This window comes from Streptomyces sp. NPDC047130, assembly GCF_040643475.1.
In the GTDB taxonomy this organism is placed as follows: domain Bacteria; phylum Actinomycetota; class Actinomycetes; order Streptomycetales; family Streptomycetaceae; genus Streptomyces.
The window spans coordinates 16,145-38,277 of the sequence record NZ_JBEYUK010000039.1 but is presented as its reverse complement, the minus strand read 5'-3'; the positions used below and the strand labels follow the sequence as shown (position 1 = coordinate 38,277).

Below are 22,133 nucleotides of genomic sequence, written 5' to 3'. Positions count from 1 at the left end.
GCGACGAGGTGACGCCGTGACCGCTCGGCCCGGGCCGGCCGACGCGCGGGACGGGCTGCCCGGGCCGGCCGACGCGCGGGACGGGCCGGCGACCCGGCTGAGGGCCTTCGCCGGCACGTCCGTCGCCCTCGCCCTGCTGGTGGCCGTGACGGCCACCCTGGCCGCCGCGTTCCCCCGGGCCGTCGACCGGTACACCGACGCGGGGCTGCGCCGCGCGGTGGCGCAGGCCCTTCCCGACGCGACGACCGTGCAGGTCCAGGCGGCCCTGCCCCGGTACCCGTCCGTCGAGGAGGCGGAGGACGTCCTGCGCCCCGGTCCGCTGGCCGCGGCGCGGGCCGAGGTCCTCGCCGCCGCGCAGGCGCCGCTGACGCCCGACCGGGCCCGGTCCGCGTACGGCGTGCGCACCGCCGAGACAGTGCCGGTGACCGACCCCTGGCTCCCCCGACCCACCGGGACGCTCCCCGAGGTGGTGCTCGCCGCCCAGCAGGACCTCGCCTCCCACACCCGCGTCACCGAGGGACGGCTGCCGCGCACCACCGGCGGGACCGCCACCTCGCGGACCACCCGCATCGAGGCCGCCGTCACCGCGGACACCGCCCGCACCCTACGCATCCGGGTGGGCTCGGTGATCCACGTCCCCACCTCGGCCCGCGGCCCGCTCGCCGTCCGGATCACCGGCATCGTCGTCCCGCGCGACCCCCGCGGCGCCTACTGGTCGGTGGCGCCGGTGCTGCGCACCCCCGCGCTGCACCAGGTGCCGGGCAGCTCCCCGCCGGACCGCTACTGGGTCGGCGGCCTGCTGATCGCCCCCGACGCCGGACCCGCCCTGCTCGGCGTCGCCGGCCTCACCCGGTACTGGAACGTGTCCCCCGACGCCGCCGCCCTGCGCGGCCACGACCTCGACCGGCTGGCCTCCGCGGTCGCCGCCCTGGAGTCGGGACCGGGCGGCCGCCGCCTGCGGGCGACCGTCGACGAGAACGTGGACATCCAGACGCGGCTCGACGAGGTCCTGGCCGGCCAGACCCGGCTCCGGTCGGGCATCGACCCGCTGGTCCTGCTCGCCGCGGTCGGCACCGGCGCCCTCGCCGTGATCGTGCTGGCCATGGCCGCCGGCGTCGCGGCCGACCGGCGGCGCGGCGAGGCGGCCCTGCTGCGGGCCCGCGGCGCCTCACCGACCGGTCTCGCCCTGCGCCTCCTGGCGGAGACGGCCGCGGTGGCGGTCCCCGCCGGCGCCCTCGGGCTGACCGCCGCGCTGCTCCTGCTGCCCGGCGCCCGCACCGCGCCCGCCGTCGCCGCCGCCCTCGCCGTCACCCTGTTCGCGTGCCTCGCCCTCCCGGCGCGCGTCATGGCCGCGCACCGCACGGTACGGACGGACACGGGCCGGGAGGACCTCGTCTCCGCCCGGCCGTCGCGGCGCCGCACCGTCGCCGAACTGGCCGTGCTGGTGATCGCCGCGGGCACGGTCGTGGCACTGCGCCGGCAGGGCTCCGGCGGCGCCGGCCCGGTCGCCGCCGCCCCGGTCCTCACCGGTGTGGTCGCCGCCCTGCTGCTGGTGCGCCTCCAGCCCCTGCCGCTGCGGGCGCTGGGCCGGGCCACCGCACGGGCGCGCGGCGCGGTGGTCCCCCTGTCGGTGGCCCACGCGGCCCGCGCCTCGGGCTTCGCCGTGCTGCCGCTGCTCGCGCTGCTCACCGCCCTCACCACCGCCGCGTTCGGCGGCTCGGTCCTCGCCGGGGTCACGGCCGCCCGCGACCGGGCCGCGCTGCTCGCCGTCGGGGCGGACGGCCGCGTCGAGTCGACCACGGGGGCGCTCCCCGGGACCCTGCCCGACCGGGTGCGCCGGCTGCCCGGCGTCCGCGCCGTCACCGAGGCGGGCGTCGCGTACGAGGCGAAGGCCCGGCTGACCGGCGAGCCGGTGCCGCTGGCCGGTGTCGACCCCGGCGCCTACGCCCGGCTGGCGGAGCACACCGGACTCGGGCCGTTCGACGCCGCGCGCCTCGGACGGAACGACACCTCGGGCGGCGACGCCGGCCGGACGCTGCCCGCGCTGGCCTCGCCGCACACGGCCGAGGTGTACGGCACCGGCCCCTGGGACGTCCTGCTGCCCGACGGCAGCACCGTCACCGTGCGGGTCGTCGACGTCGTGGAGCACACCCCGGCCGTCGTCGGCGACGACTTCCTGGTCGTGGACCGCTCCGGCCTGCCCCGCGAGGCCGCCCGCGCCACCACCCTGCTGCTCACCGGCGACACGCTGGACGGCCGCGCCCTGCGCGCGGCCGCGGGGGGGCCGGGCGGCGACCCGGGCGACCCGGGCGGGTCCGGTGACGGGGCGGGCGGCGGCCCTGGTGGGGCAGGTGACCCCACGACCGGGGACCCCACGACCGGGGACCCCACGGCGGGGACCGCCGCGGCGGCGGACGACGCGGTGGGCGTCCGGCTGCGCGGGGAGGAGCGTGGACGGCACGTCGACTCGCCCCTGCAGTCCGGCGCCGAACGCCTCTACACCGTGGCCGTCGCCGCGGGCGCGGGCTACGCCGCCGTCGCCCTGCTGCTCACCGTCCTGCGCACCGCACCCGAACGCACCGCCCTGCTGGCCCGGTTGCGCACCATGGGCATGACCCGGTCCCAGGGACGCCGGCTGCTGATCCTCACGGCCCTCCCGCAGGCATGCCTGGCCGCGGTCGGCGGAACGCTCACCGGCTGGGCCGCCGTCCACCTGCTGGCACCGGGAGTCGACCTCACGGCGGTCGCCCTGACCTCCCCGCCCACCACCGGCGAGGCGGTCCTGCGCGTCGACCCGCTCTCCCTGGCGGTTCCCGCGCTGACCGTTCTGCTGCTGGCCGTCGGCGTGCCCGCGGTCCACGCCTGGTGGGCCGGCCGGCGCGGCTCGGTACGCGAACTGAGGCTGGGGGACGCCTAGACCGTGAGCAGCGTGCGCAGCGTGAGCAGCACCCGGGAGCGAGCACTCGCCCTTCGGTACCGGCCCGTGTCCCTCCGCGAGTCCAGGAGCAGCCGATGACCAGCAGCCCGACCTTCGACGAGCTCGCCGACCGCGCCCGCGCCGCGCGGGACGCCACCGCCTACGGTCACGACGCCCTGATCACCTGCGACCGCCTGGTGCGGGTGTTCTCCGTCGACGGGGTGGAGGTCCAGGCCCTGCAGGGCCTCGACCTCCTCGTGCGGCAGGGGGAGTTGATGGCTCTGGTCGGCGCCTCCGGCAGCGGCAAGTCGACCCTGATGAACATCCTCGCCGGACTGGACAGACCCACCGCCGGAGCGGCCCGCGTCGCCGGCCACGACCTGCTCACCCTGTCCTCCCGGGAACGCCTCGCCTACCGCCGCAGGACCGTCGGCTTCGTCTGGCAGCAGACCTCCCGCAACCTGCTGCCGTACCTCACCGCCGCGCAGAACGTCGCCCTGCCCCTGCGACTGGCGCGAGCCGGTGGCCGGCGCCGGGCGCAGGCCGAGCGCGCCACGGAACTGCTCGGCCTGCTCGGCGTCGCGGAGTGCCGGGACCGGCGCCCGCACGAGATGTCGGGCGGTCAGCAGCAGCGCGTCGCCCTCGCGGTCGCCCTGGTCAACGACCCCGCCGTCCTCCTCGCCGACGAGCCCACCGGCGAACTCGACTCCGAGACCGCCGAACAGGTCTTCGCCGCGTTCCGCACCGTCAACGAGACGCTGGGGACCACCGTCGTGATCGTCACCCACGACCAGTCCGTCGCCGCCGAGGTCCGCCGCACCGTCGCCATCCGTGACGGGCGGACCGCCACGGAGGTGCTGCGCCGCAGCGAGGTGGACTCCGCCACCGGCCGGGAGAGCCTGGTCGCCCGCGAGTACGCCATGCTCGACCGGGCGGGACGCCTCCAGCTCCCGGCCGAGTACGTCCGCGCCCTGGGGATGCGCGACCGCGTCAGCCTGGAACTGGAACCCGACCACATCGCCGTCCGCCCGGACACCGGCCCCGACGACACCGCGCCACGGGCCTGATCCCCGGAGACGTCCCCGCCGCGCCGTCACGCGGCAACGCGACGTCGGATTCCCGCCGGCACCGGCGCACGTCACCCGGCCGGCATGGGCGCATGACCAGGTACACCGTGCCGCCCGTCGCGCCCACCGCCCCCGGGGAACTGCGGGTCGTCGACGACGCGGGCCGCCCCTGCGCCCCGTACACGGCCGCCGCCTCCGCCGGCTTCGACGCGGCCTTCGACGACGCGTTCGCCGATCCGGAGGTGGTGCTGGTGCACGTCCGGGCGCTGGAGTACGGATGCTTCCACTTCGAGGTGCGACGGCCCTCCGCGGGGGAGCCGGCCGCCGTGCCCGCCGTGTGAACCGGACAGGCCCTGGCACTGCGCCTAGGCCTCGAAGACGGCGCCGTCCCTCAGCTCCAGCACCCGGTCGGCCAGGTCCAGCAGGGTCGTGTCGTGGGTGGCGACCAGAGCGGTGATCCGCTCGCTGCGGACGACCGCGCGCAGCAGTTCCATCACCGAGTGCCCGGTCTCCGCGTCGAGCTGGCCGGTGGGCTCGTCGGCGATCAGGACCGAGGGGCTGTTGGCCAGGGCGCGGGCGATGGCGACCCGCTGGCGCTGCCCGCCCGACAGTTCGCCCGGCCGCTGCGCCGCGTGGTCCGCCAGCCCCACCAGGGACAGCAGCAGTTCGACCCGCTCGCGCCGCTCCCGCGGGTCCGCCCGGCGCAGCCGCAGCGGCACGCCCACGTTCTCGGCGGCGGTGAGGACGGGGATGAGGCCGAACGACTGGAAGACGAAGCCGACGCGTTCCCGCCGCAGGGCCAGGAGGGCGTCCTCGTCCTGTTCCGCCAGGACCAGCCCGTCGAGCGTGACCTGCCCGCGGTCCGGCTCGTCCAGCCCGCCGACGATGTTCAGCAGCGTGGTCTTCCCCGACCCCGATCGTCCTTTGAGCGCGACGAGTTCGCCGCGCGGCACCTCGAAGGACACCCCGCGCAGCGCGTGCACGGCGGTCACCCCCCGCCCGTACGACTTGTGCACGTCCGTCACCCGCAGCATGGCCGCGGTCCCCACCTGGCCCATCACGCCCCCGTCGCCTCCGCCGCCCTGGCGGCGCGCAAGTCTCTCACCCGGCCCCGGAGCCGACAAGCGCCGACGGGGACCCGGCGCCCGCGTGACCGCCCTGCACCGAACCGGACCCGGCCCCGCCGAGGCCGCCGGGCGCCGCCGGACCGGGCGTCGCCGGAGCCGTGCCGTGCCGGAGCCGTGCTGCGTCGGAGCCGTGCCACGCCGGCCCCGCGCGTTGTCAGACCCGTGCGGAAGAGTGTTCGCATGACGACTTCTCCCGCCGTCGAGGCGCTGTCGACCCCTGCCCAGTACGAGGCCGCGATCGCCCGGGTGCGCGCCGCCGCCCGCGCGTACTACGGAGGCGACGGCGACACCGCCGCCGAGAGCGTGCTGGACGACGCCACCTACGACCGGGAACTGCTCGCGATAGCCGCCTACGAGGAGGCCCACCCCGGCGAGACGTCGGCGGACTCCCCGACGCACCAGGTGGCGGCGGGCGCCGCCCCGGCGGGCGACGTCGCCCACACGGTGCCGATGCTGTCGCTGGACAACGTGTTCTCCGCCGAGCAGCTCGCCGCGTGGGGCGAGAGCCTGCAGCGGCGCCTGGGCCGGCCGGTGGAGGGCGGCTTCACGGTCGAGCCCAAGCTGGACGGCGCGGCCGTCGCGGCCCGCTACCGGGACGGACGGCTGGTGCAGGTCGTCACCCGCGGCGACGGCCGGTTCGGCGAGGACGTCAGCCATGTGATCGGCACCGTCGAGGGCCTCCCGGAGCTGCTGGAGACCCCGGTCACCGTCGAGGTGCGGGGCGAGGTGCTGTTCACCCAGGCCCAGTTCGAGCGGGCGAACGAGATGCGGGCGGAGCACGGCGCCAAGGTGTTCTCCAACCCGCGCAACGGTGCGGCGGGCACGCTGCGCGCCAAGGACCGGCCGTACCGGCTGGCCATGACGTTCTGGGCGTACGGCGCCGTCCCCCTCGACGGCGGGTCGTTCCTGCCCGAGGGAGCCCCGCACTCCGAGGTGCTGGCCCTGCTGTCGCGGGCGGGGGTGCGGACCACCCGCGACAACCCGGCCGCGCTGCTGCGCGTGCGGACGGTGGAGGAGGCCCGGGCGCGGGTCGAGGAGATCCAGGCGATGCGACCGAGCCTGCCGTTCGGCATCGACGGTGTGGTCGTGAAGGCCGACGACGCCGCCGAGCAGCGGGCCGCCGGCTTCGGCTCCCGCTTCCCGTACTGGGCGATCGCCTACAAGCTGCCGGCGGTCGAGCGGACCACGCGGCTGCTGGACGTCGAGTGGAACGTGGGCCGGACGGGGGTGCTCGCCCCCCGGGCACGGCTGGAGCCGGTCGAGATCGACGGCAGCGTCGTCGAGTACGCCACGCTGCACAACCCGGCCGACATACGCCGCCGCGACCTGCACATCGGGGACACCGTCACCGTGTACAAGGCCGGCGACATCATCCCCCGCGTCCAGGCCGCCGTGGTGGCACTCCGTCCCGCCGACGCGGTGGCGGTGCCGCTCCCCGAGGCGTGCCCGCACTGCGGCGGCGCCGTCGACAGGAGCCAGGAGCGGTGGCGGTGCGTGAAGGGAGCCGCCTGCCGGCTGCCCGCGCTGATCGCCTACGCCGCGCAGCGCGACTGCCTGGACATCGACGGCCTGGGCGCCACCTACGTCAACGCGCTGGTCGCCTCCGGCGCCGTCGCCGACATCGCCGACCTGTACACCCTCGACCTGGAGACGCTGACCGCGGCCTCCGGGAGCGCCAAGCGGGGCGCGAGCCTGCTGGCGCAGATCGAGGCCGCCCGGGCGAGACCGCTCAGCCGGCAGCTGTGCGCGCTGGGCATCCGCAACACCGGGCGCCGCCTGTCGCAGCGGATCGCCGCCCACTTCCGCACCATGGACGCCGTCCGGGCCGCGGACGCGGAGGCGATGCGGGAGGTCGAGGGCATCGGGCCGGAGAAGGCGCCCGGCATCGTCGCCGCCCTCGCCGAACTCGGCCCGGTGATCGACAAGATGGCCGCCGCCGGGGCCGACCTGACGGAACCGGTGGACCCCGGCGCGGGCGAGGGCCCCCTGGTCGGCGAGGACGGCCGGCCGATGAAGGTGGTGGTCACGGGGAAGATGACCGGGCCGCTCGCCGACCTCGGCCGCACCGGGGTGAAGGACCTGATCGAGCGCGCGGGCGGACGGGCCGGCGACACCGTCACCGCGGAGACCGCGTACCTGGTGGCCGCGCCGGCCGCGGGCGGCAAGCTCAGCAGCAAGGCCGCCAAGGCGCAGAAGCTGGGGGTCACGGTGTTCGGCCCGGAGGAGTTCGCAGAACTCGTCGCCGACCACCTGGCCTGACCTCACCGCGCCGCCCGGCCGCGTGCCCGCGCCGCCTCCGCGGCCCGGGCCAGGCCCGCGCCCCGGCCGGGCGGCGTCCACCGGACAGGCCCGGAGCTGCGCCGAGCGGTCCCGCCGCGCGCACCGGGGGTCCCGCGGCCGCGGCGGACCCCCGCTCGGGTCCGGGAGGCGCCGCGGGTGCATGAACCCGCCGTTCCTGCACACTCGTCCCCCATGCCCAGGTCCAACGACGAGGTGGCCGCCCTCCTCCAGGAGTACGCGGATCTGATCGCGATCACCGGCGGGGACGCGTTCAAGGCGCGGGTCTACGAGAAGGCGGCCCGCGCGATCGGCGGGCACCACGCCGACATCGCCACGCTCGACGCCAAGGGTCTCCAGGAGATCCCCGGCGTCGGGAAGTCGATCGCGGAGAAGGTCACCGAGTACTTCGGCACCGGGGCCGTCGCCGCCGTCGAGAAGCTCCGGGCGAAGATCCCGGCCGGGGTGCGGCGGCTGACGGCCATCCCGGGCCTCGGCCCCCGCAAGGCGTACGTCCTGCACCAGGAGCTCGGCATCTCCTCCGTCGAGGAGCTCGTCGACGCGATCCACGAGGAGCGGCTGCGCGACCTGAAGGGCTTCGGGCCGAAGACCGAGGAGAACATCCTCCACGGCGTGGACCTGCTGAAGTCCTCCGGCGACCGGGTCCTGATCCACGAGGCACTGGACCTCGCCGAGGACGTCGTCGCCCGCCTCTCGGAGATCGACGGCTGCCTGCGGTGCGAGTACGCCGGGTCGCTGCGGCGGGGCCGGGAGACCATCGGGGACGTCGACGTCCTGGTCGCGGCCGAGGACTCCGAACCGTTCATGCGGGCCTTCGCCGAGCTTCCGTACGTCTCCGAGGTGACCGCGCGCGGGCCCGCCAAGACCTCGGTGCGCACCACCAGGGGCCTCGCCGTCGACCTGCGGGTCGTCCCGCCCGACGCCTGGGGCGCGGCCATGATCTACTTCACCGGCTCCAAGGCGCACAACATCCGCATCCGGGAGACCGCCGTCCACCGCCGGCTCAAGCTCTCCGAGTACGGGCTGTTCGACGCCGAGAGCGGCGAGCGGATCGTCTCGGAGACCGAGGAGGAGGTCTACGCCCGGCTGGACCTGCCCTGGATCGCGCCGCAGCTGAGGGAGGACCGGGGCGAGATCGAGGCCGGGCGGGACGGCGAACTGCCCGCGCTGATCGAGGAGTCCGACCTCCGCGGCGACCTCCACACCCACACCGACCTCACCGACGGGCTCGCCCCGCTGGAGCAGATGGTGGCCAGCGCCGCCGGGCGCGGCCACGCCTACTACGCGGTCACCGACCATGCGCCCAACCTCTCCATGCAGCAGATGACCGACGAGCGGATCCTGGCCCAGCGCGAGGAGGTCAGGGCCCTCGACGGCGTCTTCGGCCGGCGCGGAAGGACCGCCCGCGGCGGCGGCATGCGGCTGCTGCACGGCGTGGAGCTGAACATCGACCCCGACGGCGAGGTGGACTGGCCGGGGGAGTTCCTGGCCGGTTTCGACCTGTGCGTCGCCTCCGTCCACTCGCACTTCGGGCAGAGCCGCGAGGAACTCACCCGCCGGCTCGTCCGCGCCTGCGAGAACCCGCACGTCAACATCATCGGCCACCCCACCACCCGCATCCTCGGCAAGCGGCCGGGCATCGAGTTCGACGCCGACGAGGTGTTCGCCGCGTGCGCGCGCACCGGCACCGCCATGGAGATCAACGCCCACCCCAACCGCCTGGACCTGCGCGACGAGGACATCCTGCGGGCCCGGCGGCACGGCGTGAGGTTCGCGATCGACAGCGACTCGCACTCCGTGCCCGACCTCGCCCACCTGCGGTTCGGCGTCGCCACCGCCCGGCGGGGGTGGCTCACCCCGGACGACGTGATCAACACCTGGCCGCTGTCCCGGCTGCGGCGCTTCCTGCGCAAGGGCCGCCGCGACTGACGGGCGCGGCCCGCCTGGCCCTCACGCCGCCACCGCGACGCCCACGCCGATCGCGATGAACAGCCAGCCGGTGGTCACCTCCCACCGGTGCCGCACCTTCGGGCGTGTGAGCAGCGTGCGCAGCGGGGCCGCGACGGCGACCAGGGCGAACCAGAAGACGACGCCGATCACGACGTCCAGGACGCCGAGGAACAGGATCTGCCGGACCGGCGAGCCGTCGCCGTCGCCGTCGCCGACGAACTGCGGCAGGACGCTCAGGAAGAACAACGCCGCCTTCGGATTGAGGACGTTGGTGAGGAACCCCTCCGCGAAGCCGGAACGCCCGCCGCGGGGTCCGGGCCGGCCGCGGGCCGGTTCCGGCCCGCCGGACCGGCTCCCCCGGCGGGCGGCGAGCAGCGCCCGGACGCCCAGGTGGACGAGGTAGGCCGCGCCCAGCAGCCGCACCGCGTCGAAGACCGCCGGATGGCGCACCGCCACCAGTGACAGGCCGGCCGCGGCGGCGACCAGGTGCACGCACAGCCCGGTCTGGGCCCCCAGGGCCGCCGCCCGGCCCCGCGCCGGGTGCTCGGTCGCCGACCGGACCACGACCAGGAAGTCCGGGCCGGGCACCAGATAGGCGATCAGCACCACACCGACGAACCCCAGCAGGTCGACCGGCATCCGCTCTCCCTCCCGAGGCGACGGGAGCGCCGGGTACCCCGGCCCGCGGCACCCGCACGGGATTTCCCGCGGCGCCCGCACGGGATTTCCCGCGGATCCCGCACGGGATGTCCGCGGAGCCCGCACGGCATTTCCCGCGGAGCCCGCGATGAGGTAGCAAGGGGCCATGACCAAGGACTACTTCGCCGGCGACCCCCGGACCAACCTGGAGCGGATGCTCGCAGGCGACCTCTACATCGCCGACGACCCGGAGATCGCCCGCCGGCAGCAGCACGCCATGCGCACGGCCGCGCGCTACCAGGCCGCCTACGTGGAGGACGCCGCGCAGGCCCGGCCCCTCCTGGCCGAACTGCTCGGCTCGGTGGGGGAGGAGGTGGAACTCCGGCCGCCGCTGTACGTGGACTACGGCAGCAACATCCACATCGGCGCCCGCACGTTCGTCAACTACAACCTGACCGCGCTGGACGTCGCCCGGATCACCGTCGGCGAGGACTGCCAGATCGGACCCAACGTCCAACTGCTCACCCCCACGCACCCCGTGGAGCCCGAGCCGCGGCGCGACAAGCTGGAGGCGGCGCTGCCGATCACCATCGGGAACAACGTCTGGCTCGGCGGCGGGGTCATCGTCTGCCCCGGAGTGACCATCGGCGACAACTCGGTCGTCGGCGCGGGCTCGGTGGTCACCAAGGACATCCCCGCCGGCGTCGTCGCGGTGGGCAACCCCGCCCGACCGGTCCGGCAGCTGTAGGGCACGGGCCCGGTCGCCGACTCCCCGGAAGCCTGTGCGATCTTTTTCCCACGGTCGAGGCCGCCGCGGGGAGCGGTGGCCGGGGGAGGGAACAGCGTGGTGGGACGGTTCGGCCGCCGGAGACGTCAGGACGCCGAGGGCGCGCACCCCGCCGGCCCCCCGGGCCTGGACGGCCCTGTCGTGGTCGGCGAGGCGCCCGAGCTCGCGCCCGCCCCGCAGCACCGGGCCGCCGCGTGGGAGGCGGCCGGGAAGGCGGCCGGCGCCTGCCTGGTCGTCACCGGCCCGGCCGGCGTCGGCAAGACCCAGTTCGCGGCCGCGCTCGCCCTGGACCTGTGGCAGGACGGCCTCGACCTGCTGATCTGGGCCGACGGCGGGGACCCGACGGAGGTCGTCGAGGTCTACGCGGAGACGGCCCGCCTCCTCGGCCTGCCCGGCGCGCCGCCCGGGAACCCGCGGGCCGCCGCGGAGGTGCTGCCGAAGTGGCTGGCCGTCACCCACCGCCGCTGGCTGCTCGTCCTCGACGGCGTCGGCGACCCGGCGGACGTCACCCCCTGGCTGCCCCGGAGCCACGGCGCGGCGGGCCGGGTCGTGATCACCACCCGCGGCGAGGACACCGCGCCGCCCGCCGACGACCGGCTGCTGCTCCGCCTGGGACCGTTCACCGAGGAGGAGGCGACGGCCTACCTGCGCGAACGCCTCACCGAAGCTGGTCCGGGCGAGCTCCACGAGCCGGCGGCGGCCGCGGAACTCGCGCACGCCCTGGACCGGTCGCCGGCGGCCCTCGCCCTGGCCGCGGCCCACCTGATCGAGGAGCGCCGCGGGCTCCGCGAGTACCTCGCCCTCCTGCGCGGCACCGGCCCCGGCCCCCTGCCCGGGCAGGACGAGGCGGGCCGTGCGACGGCCGCCGCCACCCTGCTGGCCCTGCGCGCCGTCGAGCGGGCGGACCGGACCGGTTTCGCCCTCCCCCTCGCGCGCTTCGCCGCCCACCTCGCGCCCCAGGGCCACCCGTCGGAGCTGTGGGCGACGACGTCCCTCTCCGAGCACCTGCACGCCCGCACGGGCCGCCGCGACGCGCTGGTGCGCAAGCTCCGCCCCGTACTGTCACCCCGGCGGATCGCCGACACGCGGTACCTGCTCCGCGCCTACGGCCTGGTCGGCCTCGACGAGGTGCCCGGGCCGCGCGAGGTGCGGACGCAGGCCGCGGTGAACGCCGTGGTCCGCGCCACCGTCCCGGAGGAGGAGTCGGCGGAGCTGGTGCGCCTGGCCGCCGACGTCCTGGACGAGGCGTGGGACGTCTGGGCCGGGGACGAGGACCGGCACCCCCTGTTCCGGGCGGCGCTGCGCGCCAACGCGCGGACGGTCGCCGCGCACGGCGGCCCGCGCCTGTGGACCCCGGAGGCGCACCCCTGCCTCGAACTGGTCGGTCACAGCCTGCTCGAGGACTGTCTGCCCGCCGAGGCCGTCGAGGAGTCCGAGGGCCACCTGCGGCGGGCGACGGCGTACCTGGGGGAGCGGCACCCCCAGGCCCTCGCGGCGCGCGCCGTGCTGGCCGCCGCGTACGAGAGCGCCGGCCGCGCGGCCGAGGCGCTGGAGACGCTGCGCGGGCTCCCGGAGGAGCAGGCGCGTCTGCACGGCCCCGACGCGCCGGAGGTCTGGGCCGCCCGGTACGCGCTCGGCCGGATCTGCTGCGCGCTCGAGCGGGGCGAGGAGGCCGTCCGGCACCTGACCGAGGCCGCCGGCCGGGCCACCACGCTGTTCGGCGCGGACCACCCGGACACGCTGGCCGCCCGCCACACCCTCGCCCTCGCACACCGGGTGTCCGGCCGGCCCCGGCTGGCGATCCGGCTCTGCCAGGAGGTCGTGACCGACAAGGAACGCCTCCTGGGCGCCGACCACCCGGACACCCTCGCCGCCCGCCACGACCTGGCGCTGCTGCACCACGCGGCGGGCCTCACCGGGCAGGGCGTGCGGCTGATCGAGCAGGTCCTCGCGCACGCGGCCCGTGTCCTCGGACCGGACGACACCGTCACCCTGATCGCCCTCGCCTCCGCCTGCGGCCTGCACCGGGCGGCGGGCGACGTCCGGCGGGCGCTGCGGTACGGGGAGCGGAGCCTCGCCGGGCTGGAACGCGTCGTCGGTCCCGGCCACCCGCTGACCGCCGTCCCCCGCAGCGAACTCGCCTTCGCCCGGCACGCGTCGGGCGAGCGCGAGGAGGCGCTCCGGCTGCGGGAGCAGGTGCTCGCCCAGTACGAGCGCGGCCTCGGGCCGGACCACCCGGACACCCTGACCGCCCGGCACGAACTGGCCTGCTCGCACAGCGGGGAAGGACGGCACGAGGAGGCGCTCCGGCTGCACGAGCGGGTCCTCGCCGACCGCGGGCGGACCCTGGGGCCCGCCCACCCGGACACGCTGCTCTCCCGGTGCGAGGTGGCCGCCGCCCACCACGCCGCCGGCCGCGTCGAGGAGGCCGTGCGGCTCGCCGGCCCCCTCCTCGCCGCCCAGGAACGGCTCCTGGAGGCGGACCACCCGGACACCGCACGGACCCGGCGGCTCCTGGACACCTGGCGCACCGCCGGATGAGCCGACGCCGCGCCCCCGGAGCGCGGCCGGGGCGCCCGTCCCGCGGTCCGCGGGAGCCGCGGGACCGCGGGACGGGGGCCGGTCAGCAGACCGACTGGCTGCTGTTGACCAGCGTGTTGTTGCGGAAGGTGGTGTTGGTGCCGCAGGGGCTCTCACGGATCGCCGAGTTGGTGACCGTGAGGTTCTGGATCCAGATGTCGGAGTTGTTCGGGAACTCCGAGCGGGCCGCCAGGCGGATCTCGCCGCCGCCGCTCACCGTGCCGCTCTGCGCGGCGAGGGTCACGTTGTAGCAGTTCTCGATCAGCACCGCGTTGTTGCCGGTGTTGGTGAGACTCACCCGGTCGATGACCGCGCCGCCGCTCTCCGAGACGCAGAAGACGCCGCGCCCGCCGCCGCGGGCGATCACCTCGCCCACCCGGACGTTGGTGGGGTACGAACTGCCCACCCGGCCGTTGCGGTTGGCCATCCGGAAGGCCGCGTAGCCGGTGCCGGTGCCCGCGTTCTCCGCGTCGACCCGGCCGATCGTGGCGTTGACCGTCTGGTTGAGGAGCAGGCCGGACTCGCCGACGTCGCGGGCGGTGACCGTGCCGACGGTCAGGCCGTCGACGCCGTAGGTCTCGACGGCGTGGCTGGACGCGCCGGACACGTAGACGTCGTCGATGCGGACGTTGCGGGTCCACTGGCTGGTGTCGCCGCGGTTGTCGATGCGGACCCCGAGGCCGGAGGAGAGCCGCATGTCGATCCGGCCGAGGACGACGTTCTGCACGTTGCGCAGGAAGACGCCGTACAGCGGGGCGCCGGTGACGTTGAGGTGCTGGACCTCGATGTCGCGGGTGCCGCGCGAGTACACCGGGGCCTGGTCGCCGGTGCCGCTGCCGGTGACGTTGATGGTGCCGCACACGTCGAGGACGGTGTAACTGGGCAGGGAGATGCGGGAGCCCGCCGACATGGAGCCGGAACCGCGCACCACCACGCGCTCCTTGGCGGTGCGGCCCGGAGTGAGGCTGTTGACGGCCGCCTGCACGGCGGCGCGCAGGTCGGTGCCGGTGTACACCGTCGAGGAGCCGCGCCGCGCGGTCCAGGTGCTGCCGTTCAGGACGGCCTCCGCCTGGTAGGCACCGTCGCCGCACGCCGCCGCCGCGACGGGGGCCTGGGCGGCCGGGGCCGGGGCGGCCGGGGCGGTGGGCGACGCGGCCTGCGGCGGGACTGCCGCGACGGCGCCCAGGGCCAGCGCGGCCGCGGCGAGGGCGCCGGTCCGGCGGCGCCTCGGCGCGCGACCGCCGGACAGCGGCCGGGCTAACGGGAGTTCGGAACGACGTGCCATGGATGACCTCCGCTCGGGGCGAACCGGTCAGGGGGGAGCCGGCTCGGCACTGGTGGGGATCGTGAGTCTGGTGAGGACCGGGCGCGGCGTCAACGACGAGTTGAGCCAGATCGGCGCCGCGCGCGCCGGTCCGGGGCGCCGCGCTCCCCTGCCCGCGTCCTGGCGGCGCTCAGAGCAGCGAACCCAGCGGTCCCAGGTCGAGGTTGAGGTCGTCGCGGGACAGACCGTGCTGGGCGCACAGGTCGTCCATGCGGCTGTCCAGCAGCATCAGGGCGGTGCCGAGCCGGTCCTCCTGCTCGGCGGTGAGGTCGCCCTCCTCGAAGCGGCGGACCGCCTGCTTCTCCATGAGCTGGCGCAGCAGTTCGACGACGGTGAGGACGAGCTGCGCCAGACCGTCGCCGACGCGTTCCGGGTCGAGGTCGAGGGTCGGACGGCGGGGAACGGGCGCGGGTGCTGGGTCCATGGGGTCCTCACAGGGGGCCGCTGTCGGCCCAGGGAGACGGCGTGCGGGCGGAGACCGAGGAGAGCAGCGCGTGCAGGGAGACCCGCACCAGCGGAACGTCGGCGATGGCGATGACCAGGTCGCCGCTGACCACCACACCCGTGCTGAGCACCCGGTCGAGGAGGTCGACCAGGGGCAGGCCGATCGGCGCGTACGGCTCCTCCTCGTCCCACGGCACGGTGCGCGGGAGGCCGTCCTCCCGGGCGTCCGGCAGGATCACCGGGCCCCCTCTCCGGCCGCCGCCGCGAGGGCGGTGGGCACCGGCTCGTCCAGGCGGGCGAAGGAGTACGGCACCCACGGCCCGGACCAGGTGACGTCCACCCCGGCCAGGCGGTCGTCGGCCCGCAGCCGGCGCAGCTCGGCGAGGAACCCGGCGCGGCGGTCGTCGTCGACCAGATAGGCCGCGTTCAGCAGCTGCGGCGCCTTGCGTCCGGTGAGCTGCTCGCTCTGCGGGCGGTGCGACGTGGCGTCGGCGGCGTGCGCCCGCAGCGCCCGGTCGACCGTGCGGGCCACGGCACGGGCCGTCTCGTGCCGGTCGCGTTCCCGGCGCTGCCGGGCGCTGGCGCGGCTGAGGTAGCTCCGGCCGCCGCCGGGACCGCCCTCCCCGGAGGAGGCGGGCGGCCCGGCAGCCGTCTCCGGGGCGGCGGCGTGCACCTTGACCGCCCACTCGGTCCGGCCGGTCAGCCGCGCGAAGACGTCCAGCACGGTCCGCTCCTGGGAGGCCACGGCCGCCACCGCGTTCCCGTCGTTCAGGTAGACCGTGGCCAGCGGCAGCGGCACCACCGGCCCGTAGGGTGCCGCCGCCGCCACGCCCCGGTGGTGGGCCAGGGCGCAGCGCTCCAGTTCCTCGGGCCGGTTGAGCCGGTCGGTCAGGGCCTCCCGGGCGAACGCGGCGGCGGGGACGTCCTGCACCACGAGGTGCACCCGCCCGGCGCGCAGGGTGCGCAGGGGCCCGCCGCCGGGGTGCCCGGCGACGGGGGAGAGCGCCTCCTCGGGCGGGCGGGCGGCGCTCAGGGCGAAGAGGTAGGTGACGGTTCCGGTCTCGCTGCTGCTCATCGGGCGGGGCTCTCCGTGGTGCTCGTGCGCTCCGTGCGGGTGCCGGTGACCCGGTCGTCGAGGCGGTCCTCCAGGGCCGCGAGACGTTCGCGGAGCATCTCGTTCTCCTGGGTGAGGGCGTCCCGGGCGGCGCGGGAGGACATCGCGGGATCGGTCTCCCACCAGTCGATGCCCGCCTTCTTCGCGGTCTCCACGGAGGCGATGAACAGGCGCAGACGGATGGTGAGGAGTTCGATGTCCAGCAGGTCGATCTTGATGTCGCCCGCGATGACGATGCCCTTGTCGAGGATGCGTTCCAGCAGGTCGGCGAGGGTGCTGTTGTTGGGGCCGGGGATGTGGACCGTGCCGTCCGCCGGGTCGGCCCACGCGGTCACGTCCGTCACGACGCTCCTTGCCTCCGGCGCCGGCGGCGGGGAGGCGCCTCGTCCTCGGGCTCGTCCTCCTCCTCGTCCTCCTCGTCCTCCTCGTCCTCCTCGTCCTCCCCGAGGTCGTCGTCGACGTCGTCCTCGTCCGCGTACTCGTCGTCGTAGCCGTTCCCGCCGCCCTCGCCGTAGGGCTCGTCGTCCTCGTCCTCGTCCTCTTCCCTGTCCTCGTCCTCGGCGGCCTGCTCGTCCTCCAGCGCCTCCTCGTGGCTGCGGACGACCTCGCCGTCGCGGATCTCGCCGCGCCACCCCTCCAGCTCCTCGTCGCCGTGCAGCGTGACGTGCCGGGCGAAGTGCTTCAGGTCCAGGCGCAGACGGCGTCCCTGGGCACGCCACAGGTTGCCGGTCTTCTCGAAGAAGCCCGCCGGGTAGTACTCGACGACCACCACGATCCGGGTGAGCCGCGGGGCGAGCTCGTGGAAGGTGACCGCGCCGCGGGTGCTGCCCTTGGCGCCCTCGGAGGTCCACACGATCCGGTCGTCCGGGATCTGCTCCTGGACGGTGGCCTTCCAACTGCGGCTGGAGGGGCCGACCTTGAGGTTCCAGTCGGAGGTGATCTCGTCCTTCTGGCTCACCCCGCGGACGCCCTTGGTGAAGCCGCTGAACTCCTCGAACTGCGTCCACTGGTCGTAGGCGGTGCGCAGCGGGACGGCCACGTCGAGGACCTCGACGATGTTGGTGGCCTTGACGCCGCCCCCGCCGCCCTTCCCCCCGCCTCCGCCGCCGCCCCCGCCGGTCAGCTTGTCCTTGACGGAGTCCTTCACGCCCTTGACCTTCTCGGACACCATGGCCTTCGCCGGGGAGTCGCCCTGGGCGACCCGCCCCGCGATCCGGCCGAGGCCGCCCGCCTTGCCGCCCATGCCCTCCGCGGAGTCCAGAAGGCGGTCGGTGACGCCACCGAGCCGGTCACCGGCCTTGGCCACCAGGCTGCTGCCGATGGCCCCCACCAGATCGCCCAGCGCGTCCTTCAGTTCGTCGAAGGGCAGCCCTTCGTCCTGCCGGCCGCGGCCGCCGCGTTCCTGCTGTCCGTTCGCCATGTCGCTCACTTCCCTCGCCGGGCGCCGGAGCCCGAGGTGGTCGCCGACCTCTTCTTCACCGCGGCGTTGGCCGTCGCGGGACCGGTCGCCGCCGCACGGCGGACCGTGGCCCGGCGGGCGGTGCCCCGGCCCGACGCCGAGGACCGCAGCCCCGCCGAGCCCGCCGAGGTCCGCCTCGGCGAGCCGGAGCCCGCCGCCGGGCGGTCGTCGACCTCGTCCTCCGGCGCGTCCTCGTCGCCGTCGGAGGTGTCGGCGGCGTCGGTGTCGTCGCCGTCGTCGTACGCGTCGGCCGGTTCCTCGTCGTCGTAGTCGTCGTCGTAGCCGTCGCCGTCCTCGTTCCCGCGGCGGGAGGCCGCGTCGGACAGGCGCTCGCTCTGGTCGCGCAGGGAGTCGCTGAGGTCGAGGAGCTTGCGGCGGGCGGCCGCGGTGACGGCCGTGCGCCCGGCGTTCAGCAGTTCGTGCCGCACCTGGTCGGTGAGGTCCTGGAACTGCGGAGTCTCCTTGAGCCTGCCGAGTCCCTCGGCCGCGAGCCGGCCGGGGGACAGGCTGAAGCGCCGCCCGGCGATGTAGGTGCCGACGGCCAGCGCCAGCTTGGCCTTCTTGGTGCGGCCCAGGAGATAGCCACCGGCGACGGCGGCGGCCATCGCCGCCTTGCAGTTCTGGTTCATCGAAGTCCCTCGGGAGTACGGGTGACGGCGGGAGCGGTGGGTGGGCGGCCGCCCACCCGGCGGACCGGGTCTTCCAGCAGCCTCAGGAGGCGGTCCTCCTCCTTCTCGAAGGTCGCCTCGTCGATCGCGCCCTCGTCCAGGGCACGGTGCAGCGCGGCCAGCCGCGCCTGCGCCCGACGCGGGTCACGGGCCTGCCGCTCGGCCTCACGGGCCACCTGGTCGGCGATCCACAAGGTGCCCCGGACCGGGGCGAACGGCAGCAGCAGGATCTCGGTGAACAGCCCCACGGGCGCTACCTCCCCGCCGGGCCGGGAGCGGCGGTCGTGGGCGCGTCCACGAAGCTGTAGCAGGGGAGCGGCCCCGTCACGCTGAGCCGGATCCGGGCCCCGTGCCGCCGGGCCTGCTCCTCGACGGCCCGGCGGAAGTCCTGTTCCGCGTCCTCGGGCACCAGGAAGGAGCCGCTCAGCACGACGGTGTCGTCGACGTCGCCCCGGGCCGTCCGGCGGGCCAGCGGCGTGAGCCCGGCCAGCACCTCGCGCGCCGCGCGGCGGCCCTCCCGGGTGACCGCGCGGGCCAGCGCCTCGCCCAGCCGGACGTTGGCGTCGTAGTCGGGGCGGCGGCGGGTACGCCGGGCCAGGTCCCGCAGCTTCTCGTCCCGCAGGACCAGGTCCTCGAAGCAGCCGGGGACCGTCTCGCCCTTGACGTTCATCTCGACGCAGCCGCGGATCCGCTCCAACTGCGCCTCGAAGTGGTGGCGTTGCTCGCGCAGGTAGGACGCCAGGGTGTCCTCGTCCTGGGCGAGCACGGCGAACCGCATGGGCAGGACGGGTCCCTGCCGGGCCAGTTCGCCCAGCACGGTCTGGTGCGCCAGCAGGTGCCGGCGGCGGGCACGGATCTCGGCGGGCGCCGCCGAGACCGCGGCGGCCAGCCCGGAGGAGGCCAACAGCCGGACCCGGGCGCCGTCCACGCCCTCGGCGCGGGGCGCCCGGACACCGGCCTCGGTGACGCCGTACACGTAGAGCGAACCGGTGGCGACCGGCCGGCCGGCCGGGGCCGCGCGCGAGCCGGAGGGGGAGGGGGAGCGGGAGGCGGAGGACAGGGCGGAGGGGGCGGTGGTCACGGCGATCACGCCTCCGCGCGGCGACGGGCACGCGGCCGGTCGCGGTCACGCTCACGCCCCCGCTCACGGTCGCGTCCCCGGCCGGGGTCGCGACCGTGAGCACGGTCACGCGCGCGGTCCCGGTCGCGGGCGGTCCCGGCCGGCCGCCGCCGGTCCGGCTCGCTCCTGCGGCTCCGCCGCGGCCGGGGCCGCTCCTCGTACTCCTCGTCGAGCTCGTCCCCGGCGTACCCCTCCGCGCCCCCGAGCTCCTCCTCGCCTTCCGCGGCAGCCACCTCCTCACGGCCGGCGCCGTCGTGCCCGAGGACACCGCGCACCCGGTCGCCGAGGGAACGGCCTGCCTTGCGCGCGCCGGCCTTCACGGCCGTCCTGCCCACCGAGCCGCCGCCGAAGAGCTCCGGCACGGTCTTGCTGCGCGAGGTCCGCTCCAGGTCGAGCCGGTTGCAGGCCTCGGCGAACCGCAGATAGGTGTCGACGCTCGCCACGACGATCCGGGCGTCGATCTTGATGATCTCGATGCCCACCAGCGAGACACGGACGAAGACGTCGATGACCATGCCCCGGTCGAGAATCAGGTCGAGGACGTCGTACAGGGTGCCCGCCCGCGGCACACAGGCGAGCTCGTCGGCGTACGGGGACGGAGTCACGACGGTCATCAGCGTTCCTTCCGGATGGGGTGCGTGCGCCTACTGGTCGGCGCCCCCGCGCCGGTAGCGAGCGGTGCGGCAGTACTGGAGCATCCGGCCCTCGGCGTCCAGTTCCACCTCGTAGGTCGCGAGCAGGCTGGTGGTGTCGGGGATGCGGGCCAGTTCCAGCACGTCGAGGACGACGGTCCAGCCGCCCTCCTCGGTCCTGCCGACCGCCGACACGCCTTCCTGGGGGTGCCGGACGAGCTCCGCCAGCTCCTGCGAGGCGCACCGCGCCGCGTCGGCCGCGGTGCGGACCTCGCGTCCTCGCGGTGCGCGCCGGGTGGCCGTGGCCGTGGCGCGTCGCCGTTCACCGTTGTCTGCCATGGGTCCACCTTTGCCGCATAACCCGTAACGCCGCTTGCGCAGTTGGGCCGACCGGGTCACCGCCTCCACCGGGCGGTTCGGAAGCGACCGGGCGGGAAACCGTGCCCGGACGGTGCGACGCCCTGGAAGCCTCGTCGGCGCCACGGCGCCACGGCGCCACGGCGCCACCCGACGCCCCTTCGACGGAACGGAAAAGACGTATGGCCACGGAAGACGGCCCGCGGGCGCTCACCGCGACGCCCAACAGCCTCCGGCTGCCCGGCATCCTGCTGGGCGCGGGCCTCGGAGGTTTCGTCGACGGCATCCTGCTCCACCAGATCCTGCGCTGGCACCACCTCCTCTCCAGCACCGACCAGGACCGGATCGGGGTGAAGTTCTACGACCCGCGCACCGTCCCCGGGCTGCAGATGAACACCGTCTGGGACGGCTTCTTCCACGCGCTGTGCTGGATCCTCGTCCTCGCGGGCCTGGGCGTCCTGTACGGGCGGGTGACGCACGAGCGGCGGGCGGTATGGACCTCACGGGTGCTCTGGGGATGGGTGCTGTTCGGCTGGGGCGTGTTCAACATCGTCGAGGGACTTCTGAACCATCAGATCCTCGGCATCCACCACGTACGCGCCGGTGACCACCAGGGCTGGTGGGACGCCGCGTTCCTGGCGCTCGGCGTGCTGCTCCTGGTCGCCGGCCACCTGGTGCGGCGCGGCGGACGCTCCGTCGACCCCTCCGCCCCGCGCGGCGCGGAGCGGATCGCCCGGGGCGGCCGCGGCTGATGGAGCACGGCCCTCACCATCACCACGACGGCGGGTCCCCCGGCCTCCCCGGCGTCCCCGGTCTCCCGGACCTGGCCGGGCCCGCCCTGACCCTCCTGGTCCTGGCGGCCCCGGCGTGCGGCTACCTGCTCGCCGCGCGGCGGGCCGGCCGGCGCAACCCGGCACGGCGGTGGAACGCCTGGCGCTCGGCCTCCTTCCTGACCGGGCTGGCGCTGCTCGCCCTGGCCCTGCTCCCGCCGCTCGGCCCGGCCGGGCACACGGACTTCCGGGCGCACATGGCCCAGCACATGCTGATCGGCATGTACGCCCCGCTCGCCCTGGTGCTGGGCGCGCCGGTCACCCTGCTGCTGCGCACCCTGCCCGCCCACCGGGCCCGCCGGGTGACGGCGCTGCTGCACAGCGGGCCCGTGCGGGCCGTGTCGCATCCCACCGTGGCGCTGCTGCTGAGCACCGGCACGCTGGCGCTGCTGTACTTCACGCCGCTGTACGGGGCCGCCACCGCCCACCCGGCCGGGCACTGGCTGCTGCACCTGCACTTCCTCGCCTCGGGCTGCCTCTTCGCCCACGCCGTCGCGGGCCCCGACCCCGCGCCGTCCCGCCCCGGCGTGCCCGTCCGGCTGGTCCACCTCGGCGTCGCGATCGCCGCGCACGCCCTGGTCTCGCAGGCCCTCTACGGCGGCTTCTCCCCGTACGTCCACGCCCCGGCCGCCGAGCTCCGGCAGGGCGCCGAGCTCATGTACTACGGCGGGGACCTCGCCGAGCTCCTGCTGGCGGGTGCCCTGGTGGCGACCTGGCGGCCCGAGCGCCGCACCGCCGCGGCGGCACCGGTACGCGGGCTGCGGCGGCGGGTACCCGGAACGGGATGACGGCCGCCCCCCAGCAGACCCGAGGGAGATGA

The 22,133-nt window shown here is 75.8% G+C and carries 22 protein-coding genes; 9 read left to right on the top strand and 13 right to left on the bottom strand.

The genetic code is table 11. The features are described 5' to 3' along the window. Positions 1–16 precede the first annotated feature (16 nt). The 3 genes from ABZ836_RS28675 (at position 17) to ABZ836_RS28665 (ending at position 4,325) form a co-directional block, all read left to right on the top strand. Positions 17–2,917 (top strand): ABC transporter permease, encoded by a 2,901-nt coding sequence (locus ABZ836_RS28675; protein WP_361146969.1) that lies wholly within the window; start codon positions 17–19, stop codon positions 2,915–2,917. 95 nt (positions 2,918–3,012) lie between these two features. Continuing rightward, entirely contained in the window at positions 3,013–3,984 is a 972-nt protein-coding gene (locus ABZ836_RS28670) for an ATP-binding cassette domain-containing protein (RefSeq protein ID WP_361146966.1), read from the top strand. Between the two features lie 92 nt (positions 3,985–4,076). Then, entirely contained in the window at positions 4,077–4,325 is a 249-nt protein-coding gene (locus ABZ836_RS28665) for a DUF1203 domain-containing protein (RefSeq protein ID WP_361146963.1), read from the top strand. A gap of 24 nt (positions 4,326–4,349) precedes the next feature. On the opposite strand, the gene ABZ836_RS28660 is transcribed toward ABZ836_RS28665, so the two are convergent. Further along, positions 4,350–5,042 (bottom strand): ABC transporter ATP-binding protein, encoded by a 693-nt coding sequence (locus tag ABZ836_RS28660; protein WP_356129765.1) that lies wholly within the window; start codon positions 5,040–5,042, stop codon positions 4,350–4,352. Between the two features lie 249 nt (positions 5,043–5,291). On the opposite strand from ABZ836_RS28660, the gene ligA reads away from it, so the two are divergent. Further along, a complete protein-coding gene (ligA, locus tag ABZ836_RS28655) occupies positions 5,292–7,370 on the top strand; it encodes an NAD-dependent DNA ligase LigA (protein WP_361146960.1) in 2,079 nt (692 codons plus the stop codon). Between the two features lie 213 nt (positions 7,371–7,583). Next, positions 7,584–9,338: a DNA polymerase/3'-5' exonuclease PolX gene (polX, locus tag ABZ836_RS28650; protein ID WP_361146957.1), complete on the top strand. Its 1,755-nt coding sequence runs from the start codon at positions 7,584–7,586 to the stop codon at positions 9,336–9,338. A 21-nt stretch (positions 9,339–9,359) separates the two neighbouring features. On the opposite strand, the gene ABZ836_RS28645 is transcribed toward polX, so the two are convergent. Next, on the bottom strand, positions 9,360–9,998 hold the full coding sequence (locus ABZ836_RS28645; protein ID WP_361146954.1) for a LysE family translocator: 639 nt from the start codon (positions 9,996–9,998) through the stop codon (positions 9,360–9,362). Between the two features lie 166 nt (positions 9,999–10,164). On the opposite strand from ABZ836_RS28645, the gene ABZ836_RS28640 reads away from it, so the two are divergent. Next, positions 10,165–10,746 (top strand): sugar O-acetyltransferase, encoded by a 582-nt coding sequence (locus ABZ836_RS28640; protein ID WP_361146951.1) that lies wholly within the window; start codon positions 10,165–10,167, stop codon positions 10,744–10,746. A gap of 96 nt (positions 10,747–10,842) precedes the next feature. Further along, positions 10,843–13,326, top strand: coding sequence for a tetratricopeptide repeat protein (locus tag ABZ836_RS28635; RefSeq protein ID WP_361146948.1), 2,484 nt, complete (start codon positions 10,843–10,845; stop codon positions 13,324–13,326). A gap of 82 nt (positions 13,327–13,408) precedes the next feature. Here the strand turns inward: ABZ836_RS28635 and ABZ836_RS28630 are convergent, their stop codons facing one another. From ABZ836_RS28630 to ABZ836_RS28580, 11 genes are all read right to left on the bottom strand, one after another. Then, positions 13,409–14,650: a hypothetical protein gene (locus tag ABZ836_RS28630; RefSeq protein ID WP_361146946.1), complete on the bottom strand. Its 1,242-nt coding sequence runs from the start codon at positions 14,648–14,650 to the stop codon at positions 13,409–13,411. A gap of 169 nt (positions 14,651–14,819) precedes the next feature. Then, positions 14,820–15,113 (bottom strand): gas vesicle protein K, encoded by a 294-nt coding sequence (locus tag ABZ836_RS28625; RefSeq protein WP_361146943.1) that lies wholly within the window; start codon positions 15,111–15,113, stop codon positions 14,820–14,822. A gap of 7 nt (positions 15,114–15,120) precedes the next feature. Continuing rightward, entirely contained in the window at positions 15,121–15,330 is a 210-nt protein-coding gene (locus tag ABZ836_RS28620; RefSeq protein ID WP_356129763.1) for a gas vesicle protein, read from the bottom strand. Positions 15,331–15,368: 38 nt separating this feature from the next. Continuing rightward, positions 15,369–16,208: a GvpL/GvpF family gas vesicle protein gene (locus tag ABZ836_RS28615; protein WP_361146940.1), complete on the bottom strand. Its 840-nt coding sequence runs from the start codon at positions 16,206–16,208 to the stop codon at positions 15,369–15,371. Next, positions 16,205–16,582, bottom strand: coding sequence for a gas vesicle protein (locus ABZ836_RS28610; protein WP_356129761.1), 378 nt, complete (start codon positions 16,580–16,582; stop codon positions 16,205–16,207). Before ABZ836_RS28610 ends, ABZ836_RS28615 begins: the two co-directional genes overlap by 4 nt. Before the next feature lie 5 nt (positions 16,583–16,587). Then, positions 16,588–17,667 carry an SRPBCC family protein gene (locus ABZ836_RS28605; RefSeq protein WP_361146937.1) on the bottom strand — a complete coding sequence of 360 codons (1,080 nt, stop codon included), beginning with the start codon at positions 17,665–17,667 and terminating at the stop codon, positions 16,588–16,590. Positions 17,668–17,672: 5 nt separating this feature from the next. After that, positions 17,673–18,335, bottom strand: a complete 663-nt coding sequence (locus tag ABZ836_RS28600) for a hypothetical protein (RefSeq protein ID WP_361146934.1) — start codon at positions 18,333–18,335, stop codon at positions 17,673–17,675. Next, positions 18,332–18,622: a gas vesicle protein GvpG gene (locus tag ABZ836_RS28595; protein WP_356129705.1), complete on the bottom strand. Its 291-nt coding sequence runs from the start codon at positions 18,620–18,622 to the stop codon at positions 18,332–18,334. The genes ABZ836_RS28600 and ABZ836_RS28595 overlap by 4 nt, the downstream gene beginning before the upstream one ends. 5 nt (positions 18,623–18,627) lie before the next feature. Continuing rightward, the gene (locus ABZ836_RS28590; RefSeq protein WP_356129703.1) at positions 18,628–19,455 is read right to left on the bottom strand and encodes a GvpL/GvpF family gas vesicle protein; all 828 of its coding nucleotides are present in this window, start codon (positions 19,453–19,455) and stop codon (positions 18,628–18,630) included. A gap of 5 nt (positions 19,456–19,460) precedes the next feature. Continuing rightward, complete coding sequence (gene gvpJ / locus ABZ836_RS28585; RefSeq protein WP_356129701.1) at positions 19,461–20,108, bottom strand: gas vesicle protein GvpJ; 648 nt, start codon at positions 20,106–20,108, stop codon at positions 19,461–19,463. Between the two features lie 30 nt (positions 20,109–20,138). Next, the gene (locus tag ABZ836_RS28580; protein ID WP_361146930.1) at positions 20,139–20,465 is read right to left on the bottom strand and encodes a gas vesicle protein; all 327 of its coding nucleotides are present in this window, start codon (positions 20,463–20,465) and stop codon (positions 20,139–20,141) included. A 200-nt stretch (positions 20,466–20,665) separates the two neighbouring features. Between ABZ836_RS28580 and ABZ836_RS28575 the strand changes: the two genes are divergently transcribed. Further along, entirely contained in the window at positions 20,666–21,235 is a 570-nt protein-coding gene (locus tag ABZ836_RS28575; protein ID WP_356129697.1) for a DUF2243 domain-containing protein, read from the top strand. After that, positions 21,235–22,101 (top strand): cytochrome c oxidase assembly protein, encoded by an 867-nt coding sequence (locus ABZ836_RS28570; protein ID WP_361146926.1) that lies wholly within the window; start codon positions 21,235–21,237, stop codon positions 22,099–22,101. Before ABZ836_RS28575 ends, ABZ836_RS28570 begins: the two co-directional genes overlap by 1 nt. Positions 22,102–22,133 lie beyond the last annotated feature (32 nt).

Bases quoted from the DNA above. Each gene is read 5' to 3' on its own strand.
- ABZ836_RS28645 (WP_361146954.1), bottom strand. From the start codon at position 9,998: ATGCCGGTCGACCTGCTGGGGTTCGTCGGTGTGGTGCTGATCGCCTAT.
- ABZ836_RS28670 (WP_361146966.1), top strand. From the start codon at position 3,013: ATGACCAGCAGCCCGACCTTCGACGAGCTCGCCGACCGCGCCCGCGCC.
- ABZ836_RS28575 (WP_356129697.1), top strand. From the start codon at position 20,666: ATGGCCACGGAAGACGGCCCGCGGGCGCTCACCGCGACGCCCAACAGC.
- ABZ836_RS28600 (WP_361146934.1), bottom strand. From the start codon at position 18,335: ATGAACCAGAACTGCAAGGCGGCGATGGCCGCCGCCGTCGCCGGTGGC.
- ABZ836_RS28625 (WP_361146943.1), bottom strand. From the start codon at position 15,113: ATGGACCCAGCACCCGCGCCCGTTCCCCGCCGTCCGACCCTCGACCTC.
- gvpJ (WP_356129701.1), bottom strand. From the start codon at position 20,108: ATGACCGTCGTGACTCCGTCCCCGTACGCCGACGAGCTCGCCTGTGTG.
- ABZ836_RS28570 (WP_361146926.1), top strand. From the start codon at position 21,235: ATGGAGCACGGCCCTCACCATCACCACGACGGCGGGTCCCCCGGCCTC.
- ABZ836_RS28615 (WP_361146940.1), bottom strand. From the start codon at position 16,208: ATGAGCAGCAGCGAGACCGGAACCGTCACCTACCTCTTCGCCCTGAGC.
- ligA (WP_361146960.1), top strand. From the start codon at position 5,292: ATGACGACTTCTCCCGCCGTCGAGGCGCTGTCGACCCCTGCCCAGTAC.
- ABZ836_RS28665 (WP_361146963.1), top strand. From the start codon at position 4,077: ATGACCAGGTACACCGTGCCGCCCGTCGCGCCCACCGCCCCCGGGGAA.
- ABZ836_RS28580 (WP_361146930.1), bottom strand. From the start codon at position 20,465: ATGGCAGACAACGGTGAACGGCGACGCGCCACGGCCACGGCCACCCGG.
- ABZ836_RS28605 (WP_361146937.1), bottom strand. From the start codon at position 17,667: ATGGCGAACGGACAGCAGGAACGCGGCGGCCGCGGCCGGCAGGACGAA.
- polX (WP_361146957.1), top strand. From the start codon at position 7,584: ATGCCCAGGTCCAACGACGAGGTGGCCGCCCTCCTCCAGGAGTACGCG.
- ABZ836_RS28630 (WP_361146946.1), bottom strand. From the start codon at position 14,650: ATGGCACGTCGTTCCGAACTCCCGTTAGCCCGGCCGCTGTCCGGCGGT.
- ABZ836_RS28640 (WP_361146951.1), top strand. From the start codon at position 10,165: ATGACCAAGGACTACTTCGCCGGCGACCCCCGGACCAACCTGGAGCGG.
- ABZ836_RS28660 (WP_356129765.1), bottom strand. From the start codon at position 5,042: ATGGGCCAGGTGGGGACCGCGGCCATGCTGCGGGTGACGGACGTGCAC.